This window comes from Pseudoalteromonas sp. Of7M-16 (assembly GCF_022347805.1).
In the GTDB taxonomy this organism is placed as follows: domain Bacteria; phylum Pseudomonadota; class Gammaproteobacteria; order Enterobacterales; family Alteromonadaceae; genus Pseudoalteromonas; species Pseudoalteromonas luteoviolacea_F.
Genome location: NZ_JAKRFY010000008.1, coordinates 261,465 through 280,807 on the forward strand (window position 1 = coordinate 261,465; position 19,343 = coordinate 280,807).

General features: G+C 42.9%; 24 protein-coding genes and 1 tRNA gene. 9 read left to right on the forward strand and 16 right to left on the reverse strand.

Annotated features, from left to right (window positions below):
- Positions 1 to 89: 89 nt before the first annotated feature.
- The 5 genes from MHN81_RS10895 to MHN81_RS10915 are packed head-to-tail and all read right to left on the reverse strand — an operon-like array spanning position 90 to position 1,774.
- Positions 90 to 338, reverse strand: coding sequence for a hypothetical protein (locus MHN81_RS10895; RefSeq protein WP_023397103.1), 249 nt, complete (start codon positions 336 to 338; stop codon positions 90 to 92).
- Entirely contained in the window at positions 335 to 733 is a 399-nt protein-coding gene (locus MHN81_RS10900; protein WP_023397104.1) for a 3TM-type holin, read from the reverse strand. Before MHN81_RS10900 ends, MHN81_RS10895 begins: the two co-directional genes overlap by 4 nt.
- Positions 730 to 1,149 carry a glycoside hydrolase family protein gene (locus tag MHN81_RS10905; RefSeq protein ID WP_023397105.1) on the reverse strand — a complete coding sequence of 140 codons (420 nt, stop codon included), beginning with the start codon at positions 1,147 to 1,149 and terminating at the stop codon, positions 730 to 732. The genes MHN81_RS10900 and MHN81_RS10905 overlap by 4 nt, the downstream gene beginning before the upstream one ends.
- Positions 1,150 to 1,164: 15 nt before the next feature.
- On the reverse strand, positions 1,165 to 1,524 hold the full coding sequence (locus tag MHN81_RS10910; protein ID WP_211009787.1) for a hypothetical protein: 360 nt from the start codon (positions 1,522 to 1,524) through the stop codon (positions 1,165 to 1,167).
- The gene (locus tag MHN81_RS10915) at positions 1,499 to 1,774 is read right to left on the reverse strand and encodes a helix-turn-helix transcriptional regulator (protein WP_023397107.1); all 276 of its coding nucleotides are present in this window, start codon (positions 1,772 to 1,774) and stop codon (positions 1,499 to 1,501) included. The genes MHN81_RS10910 and MHN81_RS10915 overlap by 26 nt, the downstream gene beginning before the upstream one ends.
- A gap of 585 nt (positions 1,775 to 2,359) precedes the next feature.
- Between MHN81_RS10915 and ettA the strand changes: the two genes are divergently transcribed.
- From ettA to MHN81_RS10940, 5 genes are all read left to right on the forward strand, one after another.
- Positions 2,360 to 4,024 (forward strand): energy-dependent translational throttle protein EttA, encoded by a 1,665-nt coding sequence (gene ettA, locus MHN81_RS10920; RefSeq protein WP_023397108.1) that lies wholly within the window; start codon positions 2,360 to 2,362, stop codon positions 4,022 to 4,024.
- 111 nt (positions 4,025 to 4,135) lie between these two features.
- Entirely contained in the window at positions 4,136 to 4,498 is a 363-nt protein-coding gene (locus tag MHN81_RS10925; RefSeq protein WP_023397109.1) for a PilZ domain-containing protein, read from the forward strand.
- Positions 4,499 to 4,521: 23 nt separating this feature from the next.
- Positions 4,522 to 4,926: a DUF350 domain-containing protein gene (locus tag MHN81_RS10930; protein WP_239425725.1), complete on the forward strand. Its 405-nt coding sequence runs from the start codon at positions 4,522 to 4,524 to the stop codon at positions 4,924 to 4,926.
- Positions 4,927 to 4,935: 9 nt separating this feature from the next.
- On the forward strand, positions 4,936 to 5,529 hold the full coding sequence (locus tag MHN81_RS10935; protein WP_239425726.1) for a DUF1190 domain-containing protein: 594 nt from the start codon (positions 4,936 to 4,938) through the stop codon (positions 5,527 to 5,529).
- A gap of 37 nt (positions 5,530 to 5,566) precedes the next feature.
- Positions 5,567 to 6,736 (forward strand): glutathionylspermidine synthase family protein, encoded by a 1,170-nt coding sequence (locus MHN81_RS10940; protein ID WP_239425747.1) that lies wholly within the window; start codon positions 5,567 to 5,569, stop codon positions 6,734 to 6,736.
- Positions 6,737 to 6,786: 50 nt separating this feature from the next.
- Here MHN81_RS10940 and MHN81_RS10945 read toward each other — a convergent pair whose 3' ends face one another.
- Together MHN81_RS10945 and MHN81_RS10950 are read right to left on the reverse strand one after the other, a co-directional pair.
- On the reverse strand, positions 6,787 to 7,620 hold the full coding sequence (locus tag MHN81_RS10945) for a protein-glutamate O-methyltransferase CheR (RefSeq protein ID WP_023397113.1): 834 nt from the start codon (positions 7,618 to 7,620) through the stop codon (positions 6,787 to 6,789).
- A 16-nt stretch (positions 7,621 to 7,636) separates the two neighbouring features.
- Complete coding sequence (locus MHN81_RS10950; RefSeq protein ID WP_023397114.1) at positions 7,637 to 8,569, reverse strand: chemotaxis protein CheV; 933 nt, start codon at positions 8,567 to 8,569, stop codon at positions 7,637 to 7,639.
- Between the two features lie 140 nt (positions 8,570 to 8,709).
- On the opposite strand from MHN81_RS10950, the gene flgA reads away from it, so the two are divergent.
- From flgA to flgN, 3 genes are all read left to right on the forward strand, one after another.
- Entirely contained in the window at positions 8,710 to 9,417 is a 708-nt protein-coding gene (flgA, locus tag MHN81_RS10955; protein WP_023397115.1) for a flagellar basal body P-ring formation chaperone FlgA, read from the forward strand.
- Between the two features lie 72 nt (positions 9,418 to 9,489).
- Positions 9,490 to 9,813 (forward strand): flagellar biosynthesis anti-sigma factor FlgM, encoded by a 324-nt coding sequence (gene flgM / locus MHN81_RS10960; RefSeq protein ID WP_023397116.1) that lies wholly within the window; start codon positions 9,490 to 9,492, stop codon positions 9,811 to 9,813.
- Complete coding sequence (gene flgN, locus MHN81_RS10965; protein ID WP_023397117.1) at positions 9,806 to 10,234, forward strand: flagellar export chaperone FlgN; 429 nt, start codon at positions 9,806 to 9,808, stop codon at positions 10,232 to 10,234. The genes flgM and flgN overlap by 8 nt, the downstream gene beginning before the upstream one ends.
- 58 nt (positions 10,235 to 10,292) lie before the next feature.
- Here the strand turns inward: flgN and MHN81_RS10970 are convergent, their stop codons facing one another.
- Complete coding sequence (locus tag MHN81_RS10970) at positions 10,293 to 10,763, reverse strand: LPP20 family lipoprotein (protein WP_023397118.1); 471 nt, start codon at positions 10,761 to 10,763, stop codon at positions 10,293 to 10,295.
- Positions 10,764 to 10,894: 131 nt separating this feature from the next.
- Here MHN81_RS10970 and MHN81_RS10975 point away from each other — a divergent pair, with 131 nt between their 5' ends.
- Complete coding sequence (locus MHN81_RS10975; RefSeq protein WP_023397119.1) at positions 10,895 to 12,085, forward strand: flagellar assembly protein T N-terminal domain-containing protein; 1,191 nt, start codon at positions 10,895 to 10,897, stop codon at positions 12,083 to 12,085.
- A 41-nt stretch (positions 12,086 to 12,126) separates the two neighbouring features.
- On the opposite strand, the gene MHN81_RS10980 is transcribed toward MHN81_RS10975, so the two are convergent.
- From MHN81_RS10980 to MHN81_RS11015, 8 genes are all read right to left on the reverse strand, one after another.
- A tRNA-Arg gene (locus MHN81_RS10980) sits at positions 12,127 to 12,201 on the reverse strand.
- Between the two features lie 190 nt (positions 12,202 to 12,391).
- Complete coding sequence (locus MHN81_RS10985) at positions 12,392 to 13,033, reverse strand: FlgO family outer membrane protein (protein ID WP_036974836.1); 642 nt, start codon at positions 13,031 to 13,033, stop codon at positions 12,392 to 12,394.
- Between the two features lie 5 nt (positions 13,034 to 13,038).
- A complete protein-coding gene (locus MHN81_RS10990) occupies positions 13,039 to 13,695 on the reverse strand; it encodes a FlgO family outer membrane protein (RefSeq protein ID WP_239425727.1) in 657 nt (218 codons plus the stop codon).
- A gap of 11 nt (positions 13,696 to 13,706) precedes the next feature.
- Positions 13,707 to 14,297 (reverse strand): FlgO family outer membrane protein, encoded by a 591-nt coding sequence (locus MHN81_RS10995; RefSeq protein ID WP_023397122.1) that lies wholly within the window; start codon positions 14,295 to 14,297, stop codon positions 13,707 to 13,709.
- Between the two features lie 122 nt (positions 14,298 to 14,419).
- Entirely contained in the window at positions 14,420 to 17,308 is a 2,889-nt protein-coding gene (locus MHN81_RS11000; protein WP_155250697.1) for a hypothetical protein, read from the reverse strand.
- Between the two features lie 32 nt (positions 17,309 to 17,340).
- Positions 17,341 to 18,147, reverse strand: coding sequence for a molecular chaperone (locus MHN81_RS11005; RefSeq protein ID WP_023397124.1), 807 nt, complete (start codon positions 18,145 to 18,147; stop codon positions 17,341 to 17,343).
- 4 nt (positions 18,148 to 18,151) lie between these two features.
- Positions 18,152 to 18,577 carry a DUF4402 domain-containing protein gene (locus MHN81_RS11010; protein ID WP_239425728.1) on the reverse strand — a complete coding sequence of 142 codons (426 nt, stop codon included), beginning with the start codon at positions 18,575 to 18,577 and terminating at the stop codon, positions 18,152 to 18,154.
- Between the two features lie 84 nt (positions 18,578 to 18,661).
- Positions 18,662 to 19,258 carry a DUF4402 domain-containing protein gene (locus MHN81_RS11015; protein WP_023397126.1) on the reverse strand — a complete coding sequence of 199 codons (597 nt, stop codon included), beginning with the start codon at positions 19,256 to 19,258 and terminating at the stop codon, positions 18,662 to 18,664.
- Positions 19,259 to 19,343: the final 85 nt, after the last annotated feature.

Genomic DNA, 19,343 nt, shown 5'->3' on the forward strand with positions numbered 1-19,343 from the left:
CGAACGCACATGCAATCTCATAGCTTGTGCACATGATTTAAGTGATTAATTACAAAGAATGGATTTTTAAACAGTGGCCTGTATAGGCACTAGGGGTTATTACGATTTGCACTCAACAAGGCATCGAGCTTTTTGTCGATAGAGTCGAGGCGCTTCTCGATCCGTTTTTGATCTTCCTTTCGGATCTGTTTCAAGTGCGCTAGCTCTTGGGAATTAGAAGTAATTCTTTTATCTAAGTCACTTAGGTATAAGATACTTGATACAACCAAGGCAATCGTCGTAAGAATGTGGGCCAAACTCAATTCCTTTTTCATTTGCCAGTTTTCAGGTTGTCTCACTTTGTTACTCCTTTCAACTTTTCAATGGTTCTGAGCCCAGCCAGACCTAACATGCCCAAAGTAAGCTCAAGCATCACCTCGAGTGGCAACACTGGCACACCATGCTCTGGAAATAGCCATTGCAAAATTGGATTGATCACAAAAGCAAATAAAAACCCAAGCCCACATACCCACATTAAAAAAGGCCTTGCACCAGCGACAAAACGACTGCGGTGACTTGCCTGAACTGAGTTAATTTGCGCCTGTATTTCACTTTGCTTATTGAGCAACCTAGCCTTAATGACATGCTGCTCCAGCAACTCCTCTTCACTGGTGTACAGGTCGTCTATAATCTCACCAACCACTTGCAATGGTTCCTTTACACTGCCCGAAAACAAATTGGTTAACCAGTTCATGATTGCCACTCCCCGCTCAACATCTGCTGTGCTAATTCTTGCGCTCGAGTAGGTACTTGATTTGCCCAGCGGCTATCAAGCATTTCTACCGCGGCATCTTCAAACTCTCCTTGTTGCACATGAGCAAGCATTTTTTTGAATCCCATCAACCCTTGTAAGCCAATATTTAAGGCCATATTTGTCAGCACTGCGATCCTCGCTTCATTGCAATGCGAAACGTCAATACGACGCTTTACACCTGCCAGTGCATTTTGAATATCTTGCGCGAGTAAATACTCCGCCTCATCTTTATCCACTCCTTTATTGTCTAAATTTCTGCCATAACCTATCGTCAGTTTTCCTCCCGTACAGTAATACGGAAAGCGTCGATAGCCCTCATGTTTCTTGATTTGCTCAACCGTATTCATGATCGACATATGATTTCCTACTATTTAGTAGCTCAACTCCAGCATGAGCGTTCTTTCAGCCTTGGTTAGCCAAAACTCTGCCGAGCGCTTTGTATCAAAGCCAAGCATTTTTGCAGCCTGGCTCAGTTCAACATCCAGCAAATACTTTGCACGTATTGCTCGGATACATTCTGGCCGCAGTTTACTGATCAACTGCCCCAGTAATTCAATTTCTTCCGGTACATTCATCATGTCGCTGGAGAAGTAATTGGTATGTCCGCCCCCTGTTTGCTCGGTGACGGCTTGGCGGCTAAAGCCCTTACCCAGCTCTCGCTGACGCCAATATTTACCCCAACGTCTTAAGGCTGTGCGAATTTGTTTAATGGTTATTTGTGTCGCAATCATTGAGCTTTCCTATTACTTCTAATATATCGAGTGAATAAACATCTTCTACTAGACCAATCACATCATTCCATTTCGGACTGTACTCTTTATTTTCCCAGCGCCTGAGTGTGCGCTCTTCAATCCCATAATTGGCTGCAGACTCAGCTTGAGTGAAGCCGCGCATGCGTCTAGCAAAACGGAGGATCTCCGCGCCCAGCGGAGTTCGCTTATTTTTAAAAATTCTGTTTGATGAGTAACTTGACTGTGTCATTGCGATCCTTACCGATTGGTCAGTTAAGCTTCTTGGTGATGTGAAATGTGTTCAGCAAATGGTGAATTATCAGAGCCAAAAGCTGTGAGGTTTATAGAGACTGCTCGTTTTGCAGGGTTTGCTAATCAGTCTGTATTTATCGGCTTCCTTACAAGGAGGCGTTTGTGCCCATATATAATTATGAACAATTATTGAGGTGCTCTGAGCAACATAGAAGTTAACGGCTTTTCTTCATAGCTTTGCTGAGCATAGGTAAATAATACCTTTTTTTAGGAATTGAAACAGGTCAAAAATGCCCTAACAATAAAGACTTAAAAAAAACACACTCGTTTTCCATTTATTGGCCCACCGTTTTTGTTTCATTTTATTTTCAAATGTAAACAAGTAAAATTAAGCTCTTTTGAGCAATAAAAATGGATAATTGACAGCCGCTACTTAGTACACCCTGTGGTGCGACAGACCTTGTTTCGTGTCAAAAAGTACTCAAGACAGACTAACTTGCAGCCCTAATCGTCTGACTTGCATTGAATGCACCGTAAGTTGTAACTACAATAGCGGAAATAAAAAATAAGTCGGAACAGATTCATGGCTCAATATATTTATACAATGTCGCGGGTGAGCAAAGTTGTGCCACCTAAGCGTACTATCCTAAAAGACATTTCTTTGTGCTTTTTCCCTGGCGCGAAAATTGGTGTACTTGGTCTAAATGGCGCAGGTAAATCTACCCTACTACGCATCATGGCAGGTGTAGACACTGAGTTTGAAGGGGAAGCTCGTCCACAACCCGGTACGAAAATTGGTTACCTACCACAAGAACCTGTATTAGACGAAAGCAAAACCGTGCGCGAAACCATCGAAGAAGCGGTAAGTGAAGTTAAAAATGCTCTTACGCGCCTAGATGAAGTTTATGCTGAGTATGCAATGGACGGAGCTGACTTCGACGCGCTGGCAAAAGAACAAGGCGAACTAGAAGCTATCATTCAAGCTCATGATGGTCATAACTTAGACAATGCATTGGAACGCGCAGCTGATGCTTTGCGACTGCCTGAGTGGGATGCAAAAATTGAAAACTTGTCTGGTGGTGAACGACGCCGTGTTGCAATTTGTCGTCTGCTACTTGAAAAGCCAGACATGCTACTTCTGGACGAACCGACTAACCACCTTGATGCCGAATCAGTCGCATGGCTTGAACGCTTCTTGCACGACTATGAAGGTACTGTTGTAGCAATTACCCACGACCGTTACTTCCTAGACAACGTTGCAGGTTGGATCTTAGAATTAGACCGCGGCCATGGTATCCCTTGGGAAGGGAACTATACTTCTTGGCTTGAGCAAAAAGATGCACGTCTTAAACAAGAAGAAAAATCTGAGAAAGCACGCCAAAAATCAATTGAGAAAGAGCTTGAGTGGGTTCGTTCAAATCCAAAAGGCCGTCAAGCGAAATCGAAAGCGCGTATGGCTCAGTTCACCGAACTTCAGCAGTCAGATTATCAAAAACGTAACGAGACCAATGAACTCTTCATTCCACCAGGTCCGCGTTTAGGTGATCAAGTTATTGAAGTGAATAACCTGAAAAAAGGCTTTGGCGACCGCGTTCTAATTGACGACCTTAGCTTCTCTATGCCTAAAGGTGCTATCGTCGGTATTATCGGTGCCAACGGAGCGGGTAAATCAACGCTATTTAGAATGCTAAGCGGTGAAGAGCAACCAGACAGTGGTGAAATCAAATTGGGCGACACGGTCGAGCTTGCAACTGTAGAGCAGTTCCGTGATAACATGGACGACGGCAACACGGTTTTCCAAGAGATCTCTAACGGCCAAGATATTCTTAAAATTGGCAACTTTGAAATCCCAAGCCGTGCCTATGTTGGTCGATTCAACTTTAAAGGAAACGATCAGCAAAAGTTCGTAAAAGAACTCTCTGGTGGTGAGCGCAACCGTCTTCACCTTGCTAAACTGCTAAAAGCAGGTGGCAACGTGATCCTGCTGGATGAGCCGACCAACGACCTTGACGTTGAAACACTGCGAGCACTGGAAAACGCAATTTTGGAATTCCCAGGCTGTGTCATGTGTATTTCGCACGACCGTTGGTTCCTTGACCGTATAGCAACGCATATTCTTGATTACCGTGACGAAGGTCAAATTAACTTCTTCGATGGTAACTATACTGAATACGAAGAGTGGTTAAAGAAAACTTTTGGTGCTGAAGCGGCAGAACCTAAACGTATCAAATACAAAAAGATCGGTTAATTTGAACCACTTTTGATTTACAAGCCCTGACCTTTTTCAGGGCTTTTTTATATCTGGTTAGTCCGCCAAAATATGACTAAACTTGAATTAACAGTATGACGAGATCAACTTATGACAGAACGCAGAAAATTTTCCCGGATTTTATTTTCTAACGCAGCCACGCTGATGACAACCACTGGTGATTATCAGTGTGAGATTATTGATTTGTCATTAAATGGTGCCCTTATCACGCTCCCTATTGGACTCACTCCACTAAAAGGACAACCGGCAAGTTTAAAATTTATGCTGCCAGGCAGTGAAATTGAAATAAACATGGAAGTCGAAATTCGCCATATCGAGGAAGCTCATTTAGGGTTACACTGTGCACAAATTGACATAGACAGTGTTACCCATCTGAAACGTTTGATAGAATTAAACATCGGTGATGACGATATTCTTCACCGTGAATTGGAGCACTTACTACTTCACGAATAAGAACATAAAAGGTATATAACCTCATGATTTTGGAGTCTTTACAGGGATTCATTCCATTTATTTTGTATTTTTTGATCGGCTACTTGCTGATCCTTACTTTTTTATATGTTTATACCAGAATAACACCACACTGTGAGTGGAAACTGGTAAAGGAAGACAATCCTGCAGCGGCTGCAGCATTTGGCGGCACCTTGATTGGTTTCACTCTGCCAATTGCCAGCGCCGCCGTCAACGCAGTGTCATTAGTCGATTTTGCAATTTGGGGCATTATTGCGGGTGTAATGCAGCTAGTAACTTTCTTTCTAGTACGTCTATATATGCCTAAATTATCCGAGAAAATTGAAAATAACCATATAAGTGCTGGATTGTTTCTCGGTGGAGCTTCACTGGCAACGGGTATTCTTAATGCAGCCTGTATGACCTACTAAGGAGTAAGTATGAAACGCAGCAAGCAAATCAAACTTACTCTAATGATGGGCACCACAGCTGGTTTAGCTGGCTGCTCAGACTCTGAAGAATCTGCACTGCTCTTTAAAGATGTGGATGAATGCACATCATTTGGCGTTGAGACAGAGTCGTGTTTATATCATTACCAACAAGCCAAAGACCAACATTTATCTGAAGCTCCGCGATATGCTACTGAGCAGCTCTGTGAAAGTGACTTTGGATATGAGCGCTGTGAAAATAATGGCGGGTTATGGCGTCCGGTTATGGCAGGCTTTATGGTTGCATTACTTGCAGAAGCTGTAGACGAAGGCCTAGATGCGATGAAAAAGCGCAAAAAAAGAAAAGCAGCCTTTTTAAGCGGAAAATACTATTCAGGTGCCAAGCCTCTTTATCGCAGTAAAGACGACTTCTTTCAATATCGTAATGCTCAAAATAGCGTCGTTTCCAGCGTCAACTCTGCCGGTACAACCACAGTAAAAAGCACGTCGATTAACTATCAAGCTAAACCAAGTAAAACCGTAACACGAACAAAAAGTCGCGGTGGATTTGGCCGCAGTGCCAGTTCGAGGAGCTGGGGGGGATAACCTCTCCCTCCTCACACTAAACCAACTCCTACATATTATGCTAAGAATACCGATCCAGCCTCGAGCTGACTGGCAACAGCAAGCCAATGCATTGGGCTTTAAATTTCATACCATGCATGGCCAACCCTATTGGGATGAAAGTGCCTACTACCAATTTACGCTGACACAAATAGAACAAGATATTGAAGCACCCACACAGGAGCTTCATGAGATGTTGCTCTTTTTAGTTGATAAAATATGTGATGACGATGAGTTAATGCGCCGCTTTGCTATCCCTGAAAAGTTCTGGTCAACGGTCAGGCGCTCATGGCTGCGCAAAGATCCACATCTCTATGGTCGTTTTGATTTCTGCTACGACGGTACTTCCCATGCTAAGCTCTTAGAAGCCAATTATGATACGCCGACATCATTGTTTGAGACAGCTTATTGGCAATGGATGTGGTTAGAGCAGCAAGTATCAGCAGGAAGCCTGCCGAGAAACAGTGATCAATATAATAGTATTCAGGAGCAGCTGATTTCTCGATTTCGTCATATACACAAGTTCAATCGAAATCATGCCCTACACTTTAGTTGCTGTAAAGATACAGAAGAAGACAAAGGTACCGTGGACTACCTCAGAAGTTGTGCTCTTGAAGCAGGCATCCCTTGTAGATTTACCTACATTGAAGATATTGGGCTCAGCACTGAAAACCATTTTACGGATCTGGCTGATAATACTATTAATTGGTGTTTTAAGTTATACCCGTGGGAATTTATGTTTAATGACGAGTATGCGGATCCGTTGCAAACTCTGTCCACTCAATGGTTAGAGCCTGCATGGAAATCTATACTATCCAACAAAGCCATTTTACCTTTACTTTGGCAATACTTTCCAAACCACCCCAATTTACTACCTGCTTATTTTGGTGATCAAAAACACAAACTAGACGCACAAAAAGGCAGTGTTAAGAAACCAATTTTCTCTCGTGAGGGCGCAAATATCGAAATATTGAAAGAGGGGAAAGTAATAGCGCATTCGCCTGGCACTTATGGAGATGAAGGGTACATATATCAGGAGTTTAAAGCACTTCCCAATTTTGCAGGTGAACATATCGTGGTCGGCAGTTGGGTGATAGGCGACCAACCAGCAGGGATTGGGCTTAGAGCTGATACGAGTTTAATCACACAAGATTTGAGCCGTTTCGTACCGCACGTAATTTTGGGTTGATAACACTGTTCAAAGTGACAAAAAAGCAGTCTCTCGACTGCTTTTTTTGATTAGGATTTCTTCTGGTAAATTATCCCAGGATTACAACGTAACATTTCAAAGTCATTACTTAATCCCGCCATGGACTCCGATGCTCCCAAGAACAAATAACCATTTGGATTCAGTGCCTGAGCAAACTGAGAAATGATTTTCGCTTTGACTTCTGGAGAAAAATAAATCAATACGTTACGACAGAAGATAACATCAAACTTACCCAATAACGCGTAGGAATCAAGCAGGTTTAAATGACGGAAATTGACCATTTTACGAATTGGGTCAACAACACGCGCCATTCCATTACCACTGTCCATGAAAAACTTTTTACGTCTCTCAGGAGATAACCCTCGCGCCAGTGCTAAGGCGTCATACTCGGCATTTTTACACATATCCAACATGGTGTTAGAAATATCTGTACCCACCACTTGGGCGCCCATTTTTAGCGCGCCAGGGTTTTGCGATTGATACTCACTTGTTGACATCGCAATCGAGTAAGGCTCTTGGCCTGAAGAGCTCGCCGCTGACCAAATCTTGACAGGTCTACGTAAATCCTTAAATTCAGGATAAATCTTCTTTTTAAGCAGTTCAAACGGGTATTGATCTCGAAACCACAAAGTCTCATTCGTCGTCATCGCATCGACCACTGCAGCTCTAAGCTGTCTTTCGTGTGGGCTGAGCGTTTTTGTCACCAATGACGATAATGAATCGACATTAAACCGGGACATTAAAGGCGCAAGGCGGCTTTTGACCAAATAAAGCTTATTATCGCCAAGTACTATGCCACACTGCTGCTCTAAAAAGGTGCGAAACTGATCGTACTCGCTTTGCTCTAAATGTTTATTTTCCAAGGTTTACCACCACTTATTAATCACAATGAACCCATTTTTTCACAGCCGAAGCCAGCTCATCCGGGTTAAATTTGGCAATAAAGTCATCTGCACCCACTTTTTCAATCATTGCCTGATTGAATACCCCACTGAGTGAAGTATGTAAGATGACATGTAAAGGCGCTAGCTTAGGATCTGCCTTAATTTCAGCCGTTAAGGTATAACCATCCATTTCTGGCATCTCTACATCAGAAATTAATAACCCAACACGCTCTGTGATATCGTTTTGGCAATCTACTTCTGCAATTTCTTTGAGTCTGATCAGCGCTTCTTTACCATTTTTCGCTAGTTCAGTTTGCACGCCCAAAGGTTCAAGTGCTCTTTTTACTTGGTTTCGTGCAACGGCAGAGTCATCTGCAATAAATACAATACGCTCACCGAGATCTTTTTGCATCTCACCGTCTGCGACAATATCTTGACTAACTTCCGTATTTATTGGGCAGATCTCGTTCAATATTTTTTCAACGTCAAGGATCTCAACCAGCTCTTCCTCGATTTCTGTCACCGCTGTCACGTAAGAATATCGACCAGCTCCTGATGGCGGAGGCATGATACGTTCCCAATTCATATTCACGATGCGCTCAACTGCACCAACCAAAAAGCCCTGCACAGAGCGATTGTATTCGGCAATGATCACAAAACAATTTTTAATATCTTCAATTGGGGGCCCACCCACCGCAAGCGACATGTCAATTACGGAAATAGTTTGGCCACGAATATGTGCAACACCACGCACATACGAATTAGATTTTGGCATGGCGGTAAGAGGTGGGCACTGCAATACTTCTCTTACTTTAAAAACATTGATACCGAAGCGTTGGCGCCCCTTCAAACGAAAGAGTAATAGTTCAAGTCGGTTTTGACCCACCAACTGTGTTCGTTGGTTAACTGAGTCTAAAATACCTGCCATTTCATTCTCCTACTCAAAATACAGCTTATCGGAACAATGTTTGCTTGTCATATAGCATTCAAAGTTGCCCTTGAAGCGGTGAAGCAATTCACGCAAAATCTTTATACCTTGTTTCACCCCATAAGCATAGTCGAAACATCATGAGTTTGTTAAAAAATACAATTGCAGTTCAATTCTTTCTCATTTTGGCATATTTTTTAGCCAAGCAGCCTGTTTACGCTCACACCTATGAGCCAGTACAAATTCAGGAAGTCGCAATAAAGTATGTGGAAAAACATACCACTGAGGACCCAAAAGGGGAAGTCAATGTCTCTGCATTGCCGCTGGATTCACGGCTCCCTAATCGGCAATGTAAGTCGCCATTAAAAGTTTCTAGCAAAGCCTCACCTCCATTTAATCGTCAAGTTACCGTACAAGTTCGCTGCAACGACAAAAAGAACTGGGTACAGTTTGTGCATATAAAAATAGAAACTTTATACCCGGTCATAGTCAGTACTCAGCAGCTGGATAAAGGCACGGTTTTGCAAGCTGGCGACTTAAAAATGGCAATGCGACCAAAACACTTTGTTCGCGCTTCAAACATTGATAGCATTGATATGTTAGTTGGTAGTAAAACGAAACGTCGCATCCAAGCTGACAAAGCCATCAATTTACGTCATGTTTGTATGGTTTGTAAGGGAGACTCTGTCATAATAGTGGCTGGCAATGGGCACTTTGCTATCAAAACTCAGGGGATCGCCCTGCAAGATGGCAATCTCGGCGAGCAAATTCGTGTAAAAAATGTAAAATCAGGGAAAACCATCCGAGCACGCGTAAAAGATGTTGATTCCGTTGCGGTCAATATTTAAAATTTTTGCTAAAGTTAGTAGTGGAATGGTCGATAAAAAGACTGAAACAACTATTTTATATGGGTCAATGTCATGGTTAATAACATTAACGGTCAAAATCAGCCAAACAATGTTGCTAATAATATTAAGCAACAACGTGCTGAATTGCAAAGAAATGATGCAAGTAATACGGCAACAAAACCTGCTGCTCAACAAAAAGCGGCTTCAGACTCGGTTAGCTTGACGCCACAGGCACAGCAATTAAAAGGCTTGCAAGACAAAGCGCAGCAAACGCCGGCATTCGATAGTAAGAAAGTAGAAGAGCTTAAAAAAGCCATTGCAGAAGGTAAGTATCAGGTTGATGCTGAGAAACTTGCCAAAAATATAGCGGCATTTGAATTCGATTTATATGGATAAAGATATTGAGCTGTGTATACAGCAACTTACGGCACAAATTACATCACTAGAAGCTTTGACCCAGCTTCTAGACGATGAACTTAACGCGCTTAGCTCTAGAAATGGCGATGGCCTAAAAGACATCGCGCGGCAAAAAATTACCTTCTTAAATACAATACAGAAGACTGATAAAAGTTTATCAACTTACCCTAAAGAGTTGTTTCAAGACCCAGATGTGGCGCCCTTAACGGAGCAAATAAATTTATTGCTACTTAAATGCAAAAATCAAAACGAAGTGAATGCAAAAGCAGCTCATTTGGCGCACATGACAGTACGTGAATTGAAAGAGATTTTGATCGGTAGGCCAATGTCGACCACCTACACAGAAGAAGGAAATGTGGTTGAAAACGTAGGCGAAATCGTCAAAAACCTCAAAGCCTAAGTTAATCTTAGCGGCAAAAAAAGCACTGTACCGACAGTGCTTTTTTAGTTAGACATGACTAGTAATAGGTGACTCGTTGAATTTTCTTCGGTTTTACCTGACCAATATAAAGGTCATATACGGTTTTCATATCAAGCTCCAACTCTGTGGTATAAATATCACCGACCGCATATGATTTGAGCACTCGGGCACCTCGGATCACCCCTTGAACTTGGCTACGCAAGCCGTCATTTTGCGCAACTACACCCCTTACGGTCGTCGTGGCGTTGAGCTGGTGGCCATAGACTTGCTCAGCTAGCTCTCGATACGCTTCCAATTTAGACACTTTAATTGCCATAAGCATTTTTTCACTATCGGTCGCTCCAGGCTGTGCATCCAATGGCGCGTACCCTATCGCTTTTAAAACCGGGTAGCTGTCTGGTTGAACGTAACTATATTCTACATGTTTGTCGATAATTGAACTGCAGCCAGCAAGACCTACCACTACACCTATGGCTAAAATTTTGCTAATTTTAAATAACTTTCGCATATGTTACCGACTCCTAATCACGCCAAATTGCCTTTGTGTTTATACAGCATGCACAAATTGCGCCAATGCTATTGGCATAGGATTTGCTGAACTATGAAATAGAAGTCAAATTTTTGATATGGTATTAAACGATGAAAAAAGTGAGTAGTACAGCTCTTGTAGCCTGTTTACTAAGCTTTGGTGCTCAAGCAGAATGGTTTGAAGTAACAGGGTATGCAAATGCATACACAACTGACAGAGCGGCGGCAAGGCAAGAAGCAGTCCAAGATGCCATAACACAAGCGCTGATTTTTTCTGGTGCAACCGTATCAAGTATTCAAACGCTCGCAGATGGCGTGCTTGCACAAGATCACATCAAAATAAAAAGCCATGGCGAAATCCAAGAGATCAATCTAGTCTCAGAAAACACACAAGATGGTGTTATGAGTGTGACTCTTCACTTAGATATTTTCCCTAAACAACAGCAGTGCCCCGAAGAGTCGTTTAATAAACAGATCACGATAACACAAAGTCAACTGATGCAACCTCATCAAGCCAGGCTAGGTCAAATTTTTGACATACATAAATCAACCAGCGAGCGCATGTATCAGACATTGATGCAGCGCAATATGTCGGTCAAGCCTATTCCATTTATAGATAAAAGCATTAATGTACGCGCGTTCTTTTCACAAAACTTTGATTACGACGCCCAGCTTATTGAGAGCCTAACAGCCTCAAGCAATAGCCAATATGTATTGCTCAGCCAAATAACCGACCTCGCCAGTACACAGCAATTAAATAGTGACTATGCTTTTTGGCAAGATGACGAATACGTGAGAAGTTTCAAAATAGACTTTGCCGCTTTCGACGCAATCAGCAAAGATAAAGTGTGGCAACAACACTATAGCGTTACAGGCGTGTGGCCCTATGAAAAAACCAAGATCATTGACGTATATAGCGACACCTTTTGGCATACTGACTATGGCAAACGCATTCAAGGTGTTTTTAATAGCCTTGCACAAGATCTAAACCAAGCATTTTCATGTTTGCCAACAAAAGGTAGGATCCTTCATAAAGACCAAGATCAGGTTGTAATTAACTTAGGCAGTGCCCATGGATTGCAAGAAGGGCAGATTTTGAGTATTGCACATCGCAGTGACGTAGCAGGTGAGAGAAACCAGTTTTTTACTCGTAGTATTCAAACAATCAATCGGGTCAAGGTGACACAAGTTAACGCTCAAAATGCCATCGCGAAAAATATAAACAGCAGACCGATGAATAATATTCAAATAAACGATATTGTCGAGCTTATCATCGCCCCCAGCGAAGACTTTGCGCTTTAACGCGGCTTCTCTAGTGCCTGTTAAATTCACATTGTAGCGGCTGGCGTCCCCGGTAGGAATCGAACCTACATCAAAGCCTTAGGAGGGCCCCGTTTTATCCATTAAACTACGGGGACACGCCATCACATCAAAGATTAAACCCTTGATTGTGCGGTTACATTTATAACAGCGCTAAACCCTAAATGACAAGTATATTTTAAAAATAGTACGCAAAAACAGAAACCTAAATGCGCAACTAAGATATGGAGTTATAAATGAGCTAGTTGTGGTGCAATGGCTTGACTACATATAACAGTCAAGCCTAGCTTATCGATAAGTGACTGTCGCACTGGGGTGAAGTATAAAATAGGGAATAATGACATTACTGCTTGCCACGACCAAACGACTATCAAAATCCAACAGTCGAGAGTTGACCTCAACTCCCCTATCGCGATAGATCATAGTTCCGGTTAGAACATGACTTGGCACAGGGTTTTGTGGGAGTTTTTTGGCGTCTCGAGACAAAATAAAGTCACCATTTCTAGTTACTGCTATACCGCGGTGAGATTTAAAGTCGAGCGCGGGGTAACCCAATTTTTGAAATTGGTGGATCATCGACTCAGCCAACTGATTTCCCAGCTGATTGCTGTTTCGTAAACTTTTGTCAAAACTCACAAAACTCGTAATTGCAACAGCATTGGGAGAAACCCCCGACATGGAATCTGTTAACTCCAATGCTATTTGTCCAGCATAATTGGCCAGCTGCTTATTATGGGAGTAGCTAACAAACCCCGGGTCGGTGTACTCGACCTCTGGGGACATATTTAGCTCATTGGCTAACTGAGCAAGCTGCAACGATTGCTGTGCTTGTTTCGATTGCTGTCCTTTGGGCACTATTTGCGAATGCTGACTGCTCTCACAGCCAAACAGCGCTACTAGGCAGCTAACTAATGCTATGCTGTGTTTCATTGCCATTACCTGCTTGCTCTTTCCAAACGAATGCCATCGTGGCCAATGCCATCACGTAACGCGTTAACAACCGACTGAGGTAAAAACCCTTGTGCAGTACCTACCACGGCTTTGCTTTTTACGCCGACAATTCGAGCATTGACTAGCACGCCACCTTGATGATTTGCCAAAGTACCCGCCAACACGTAATTAAAAGTATGCTCATCTGATAACTCTAAAAAGTCGCGGCTAAATATGAAGTCCCCTTGCTTAGTAACCCGCATAAAGTCGGTCGTTTTAAAGTCAACAACAGGTACGCCAAAGTTGTGTAACTCGTGAACGAAGCTCTCTGACAACTGGTTACCTAGCAACGAGCCATAGTTATAGTCTTCATCTAAAAAGACAAAGGTCGCTACCGCGATTGGCGTTCGGTCGTTTACATAGCGTAAGTTACCAATCATGTCTTGCATCAAATTTTGTACATAGTGGGTCACATTTCGACTTGCCATTTGCTGAGACACGGTCATGCCATGCATTCCACCAGGGTGTACCTGAAACTGGCTTTCAGAGCTAGCAAAAGCATTTTTATCTACCGCCATTGCATTACTGTTATGACGCTCACTGTCGGTACTCGAGCAGCCGAATAACACAGGCAATAAAAGTGATAATGCATACTTTTTCATATCTTTCTCCGTTAATATTGACCGCGATGAAGTAACCCATCTCGCATTTGTACTTGCTCTGTTCCCCACAAGGTCTCTTTTGGCAAGCTAATCGAAGCGGCTGACATTGTCTTGCTATTGACCATATCAATCAGCCTCGCATGTATGGTGTAAGAATTAATACTCTCACTCACACTGCCTGTCAAAATAAGGTCAAATTTGTGACGTTCTTTGAGTTTTTCTATATCTCGGCTCAAAACGCTATCGGCACTGTCTGATAGGTTGATCGCTTTTTGCATCCGAAATTCAACAACCTGTAAGCCCATTTGCGTTAAATACGTAATGAAACTCTCTTGCACTTGATTACTCAAACCAGCGCCTTGATTATTTAACGTATCGGCACCTAGCCCATTATCTTTAAAAAAGCTGGTGACAGCGACTGAAACGCCTGGCTTTAGTGGCTTGCTATATTGACTTAACTGAGTCGCTAACTCTCCAACATAGCTGTGAACGCTGCGCATAGGTGGCGCCGGCTTTGGGTTTTGTTTTGCACTTGAGCCAACCCAAGCGCTTGTGCTACATCCTGCAAGCAAGCTTACAAACACCAAGATTAGAAATCGCATAATGACATACCTCTGGTTTATTGACGTACATAATGCAAAAATCGAACCAAAGCAGGGCTTATACGATATAAAAGTTGCTCAAAGTATTATATCGTCGTGTCTTGTATGAAGTTGATTAAAACTTATTGCGAAACGGAAATTCGTTCAACCTTACACGCTATGTGATTTTGCTTAAGCTTAAGGCAAGCTCTTGCCGCCTGCGGTGACTGTTTAGCAAACGTGTAACCAAGTAAGTATTTTTTTCGCTTTTTGTCATGTACGTAAAAAGGCTTTGTCGGAAATAAATGCCTCGACCGTTTAGACTCTATCGCTACGTAGGCCTTTAATATTGTCAAAGAATCGAACTCCCCTCCCTTGGCAATATAACCTGTATAATGGGGTAATTGTGTCACTAACAAATCAACTTCAAGTAACACGTCACCACGATTTGAAAGCGCCACTTCTACCGTATTTTGCTGCCTAAAGTTGTCCGTAGAACGTTTTTTGACTCTCGCTTCATATTTACCCGGGCGGATACTACTGAAGACGTAGTAACCATCGTAGGCAGATTTAACCGTCGCGACCACCTTTTGATTGCGATCAACCAACTCAATATCAGCATACGCCAAAGGTTGCTCTTGCCCGGTTAGATCTTTTTCATACGCCACACCTTCGAGCTCGCCAGCATGCACCACCGGATACTCCAAATAAGCGAGAAACCCTTTGCGAGGCGTGATAGAACGGCCATCATGTGCAGCAATAAAAAATGGATCTGGCAGTGACTCTTCATCCATCACAATGTCTGTTTGTCTATTGAGCGGCATGTTTCCTAGTAAGGCAACCCCTTTAGTATCTGTAAACGCTTGGGAAAAACCTTGTACTGATCGAATCTTCACGCCCTCCAGCAGCCTATCATTGCCATCAAATATCGCATTGTTGTTGTGATCTAAAAAGACTTTGACTAATACCGAGCCTGTACTGGCAAGACGCCTGTCCGTGATAAAAAACTCATTGCTATAACTTTGATAACCTAAGCTAAACTGTCCAGTCAGCCCGACTTGCCAATCATCGTTTTGTAGATAGCTAAATCGTCCAGTTAGTCTAAACCTGTCGTGTTGCCAATTCACCCCAGCACCGATTTCATAATCTTCATTAAGCAACGATTTAGTGTAGTCAAACTCGACATCAAACTGGCTGTCTAGAATACGGCTCAACTGTATTTGATAGTCAGATAACTGCTTTTGTGGATGCAGCTGATAACCCAATCCAATCCGGCCATAGGTGCCTTTGACTCGTCCTTGCCAACGAGTAACCCCCTTTACTATATGATCTGATGCCGGATCGGGTTGATGGTAATCGAGCTGATTACTGAAAGTGCCATATTGCGTTGCCATAGAGAGTAAATTGGACCCCAAGAAGTCGCTTCCAGTTTGTTCACGACGCCAGTTAAGCGTGTTTTGATAATTCAACCGCAGATGATTGTGTCTGTATAGCGTGCCAGCAGCCCGAACGGCAAACTCTTGTGTATGTTGCTGCGATGCTTGTCCCGGCTCAGTACGCATTTTGTGATCGGTTAGTACAAAACTAAATGCATGCTGATTTACCTGCGTACGACCTTGGAACTGATAATAACGTGCGCCCTGTTCATCACGGCTTAAATCCACGTTTAAAATGCCTTTACTCCAAACGTCATAACTTGCCCCCATATTGAGCTGATAAGCATTTTTTTGCCCCTCTAAGCCATAGCGCATGCCGCCATATACAGAGAGGTCATCACTGAGACCATAGTCATATCTACTGACTAGATTCCAGCCCAGAATATCAGGCATGCCTACGTTGTCACCCAATAGCGTTTTTCCAGTTTCAACAATCGATGTATCATAATACCCTTCACCTTCAGCAATATTGGTCCCTGCAACAAAGTAGGAGCGACTCTCTTGTAATACTTGGCCTTGCGGCCCATACATCACAAGTTCAAATTCATTGCTACCAAAATAGAGTTCTATAGAATCAAAATCATATAAACCAGATTGCACGTTTAGCCTTTGATCTATCATCAACCCGTTTTGATAAAGCTCCACATCCCAACCAACCTGTATCACACCACTGATCCTCACAGATTGCGTGTCAATTTGCCTGTATAGAGGCCTGTCACTCACACGGATCCCTCGAGTATATGAAGTGCGATAGTTACCTCCTATACGCGTACCAAGTACATCTCCAACCTCAACTTGAGTTGCCATAATGGGACCAAAATCAATCCCTCTTTCATTTTCTCTGCTTGCGCTTATACGACTTTCACTTAAAAGATCGCCTGAACGACCACTTAAAAAGTAGCTGGTGTTCCAAAATGCGATATCTTGACTACCAAGCAAAGATAGAGAAGCGACATTGTCTTTCAAATTCATTGTGTTAAATGAACCTTGAATATCAAGTAAAGGCGGGCTCCACGCTTGATAGGGAGTTGCTTTCCAAGGCAGAACTGGTGATTGTTGAGCTGTTCCTGGACTGAACTGACGGTTTTGTCTCTCGATACGCCGCTCAATGGGTAGCTTTTGTTCGCCCCTCACTTGCAACTTTAAATCTTGATAATTGAACTTAAACTGCAACCCAAACCAGTTCGACACTCTGCGAGCATCAAAATAGACTTCACCGTCAACCAGGGCGAAATCGCTTGGGTCAAAGTGCTCTATTTGGCCCGATACAAAGGCTTCTCTGAGTACTAAATCAAGTGAAAAGCGCTGTGCTTGGTCAATAAACCATCCGCTGTATTGAGCGCCACTTTGATCATATGAAATTGCAAAATCTAAAGCTGAGAACAAGCTTTGTAACTCTAGTTGAACCCCGGTTTCACTCTTCCTTGCAAATACCTCGGAGAGATAATAACCATCTATATAGAGTGAAAAAAACAACACTTCATCGGTTTGAATACGGTGTTCGCCATAGCTCAGCACGGAGTGTGTTTGTCTCTGTGTGCTCTCTATATTGGCATGACTGAAATAAGGGATCGCTGCACTAAAGCATACTAGCACAGCAATAAAACACTTGGAGATCACAGCTGGGGTTAATTCGCTATATCAAAAGTGCGTTGTGAGAATATCAGGTTTCGATACTCTTCTTGACCCGTATAGGTGACGCGCAATTGTCCGCCGCCCTTTAACACCTTACCTGCCAAAATGTTTAATTCGACGCTTGCGTTAGTGACCTCAGGGTATATTGCGTAATTGTTTGCTGTTGCCACAACTTGCCACTCCTTCGCACCTTTAGGCTGCCAATGAGCTTGCAATTTTCCAAGCGCACTGGCGCTACCACTTCTTTGCAAGTCTATTGCAATCACGGTGTTGCCATTTAAATCAGTGGATAGCTTTGTCGCCATAATACGCACTTCAGGCGCAACAACGTCTTTTCGATAAATGACAGGAATGCTGTAACTCAATATCATATTTAGGCTAATGCCGATTGCTTCAGAGTTATCTAGTTGCTCTGTCGGTAAGGCTTGAAATAATAAATGAGAGCGATACTCACCGGCGCTCATTCCTTGTTTTCGGCGCAACGCCAACTTAACAGCCTGTCTTTCACCGGGTGCCAAATGTACTTGCCTTGGTGTCATTCTCATCAAGTGGCTCAATTTCCACGGGCCGACCTGTTCAGATTGAAGGTCTTGATATCCCCCAAAGGGTAAAGCGCGCTTCTCCTTCCATCCCAAGCGATACGTTTTCGCTTCACTGCCATTGTTAATTAGGAATACTTTGGCTGTGCGTTGACGTTCATCAAACACTACGCGCGTTGGCGAAATCATCAAAGAGGCATACACTGCCTGAGTAAAAAAAGAAAGGGCCACAAAGCCGATACATACCAATTGCTTTTTCATAAAACTAATAACTTACTTCTATATTTGCCCATACACGGTAAGTACCGTCTGGATACTGGGTAGATTGAGCTCCAATCTCAATGGTTCCCCCCACCTTCAATAAAGCGTTGCCTTGTGCGTCACTAAATAGTCTATCTACATGTTCTAGCTGCACCAAGTTTATTCCCTGTACGTATAAATTGCTGTGGGAAAGCATAGGCGTGATAATACTTGTTGAAACAGTGACACTATGTAAAGCAGGTAACGAAGAAAGAAGCAATTCTGCCGCTTGCCCTCCAGATACCAAATGCACAGGGCCGCTGGTTACATTATGTCCACTCGCGCCGATTTGAACACGGCCAACTTGGGTGTGATCAGCAATAACGATTGTGCCAAAATCCAACGGTGTGATCACCTCAGTTCGGCTGCTAACAGAGTTACTTATTAACAATAAGAACCCGAACAATACAGCGCGAAGGCTACCTTTTGCATGCTGTTTTTTACAAACTGTGCGCAACGACAAAGCTAATAGCCTTTAGTAACTCACTTCCAGTGTGAAAGTGCCAATATAATCCCCATCTAGGTAATTAGCAGAGTTACCCGTCGTTGTTGATAAGGTTGCGCCAATATTAAAAACAGCCTCACCATTTTCGTTTACTTGAATTTGCTTACCAACAACAGGAGTCGAGTTCGACGCCCCCGTTTCGATGTAATATGTAAATGAACCAAGCTTAAATCCAGCAGCGCCACTGCCACTACCTGCAGCCAATGAAACATCGGTCTCAACAGGATCGGTAATAGACAAAGTCGCAAAAGGCACAACACCGGAAATTTGGAATTGAGCCGGGCTACCAGCTGAAATAATGGCAATCTCAGCATTACTCACATTAGTGGAAGCAACTGTCGGCGTTTGTGTCGTATCAGCAGGGATCGTCAATGAGGCAGTATCGGTACCTGTATTATCAGCCACAGCTCGAATTGTACCAAAGTCTAAGTCATTGTTTTTGACCAGTTGAAACGCATTTTTAACTTTCACTTTGGCATCAAATGTCGCTTTTTGCGCACTGAAAGAAGCAAATGGTAATACAGCTATCGCTGTCATTAAACCTAGCTGTTTTAAGTTATTTTTCATACTTTTATCCTATACAAATCACAACATAAATAAAGCGTGATTAAAATTAGTTATCTCGCGATGGCTTATTCTGAGTGATAGCTCT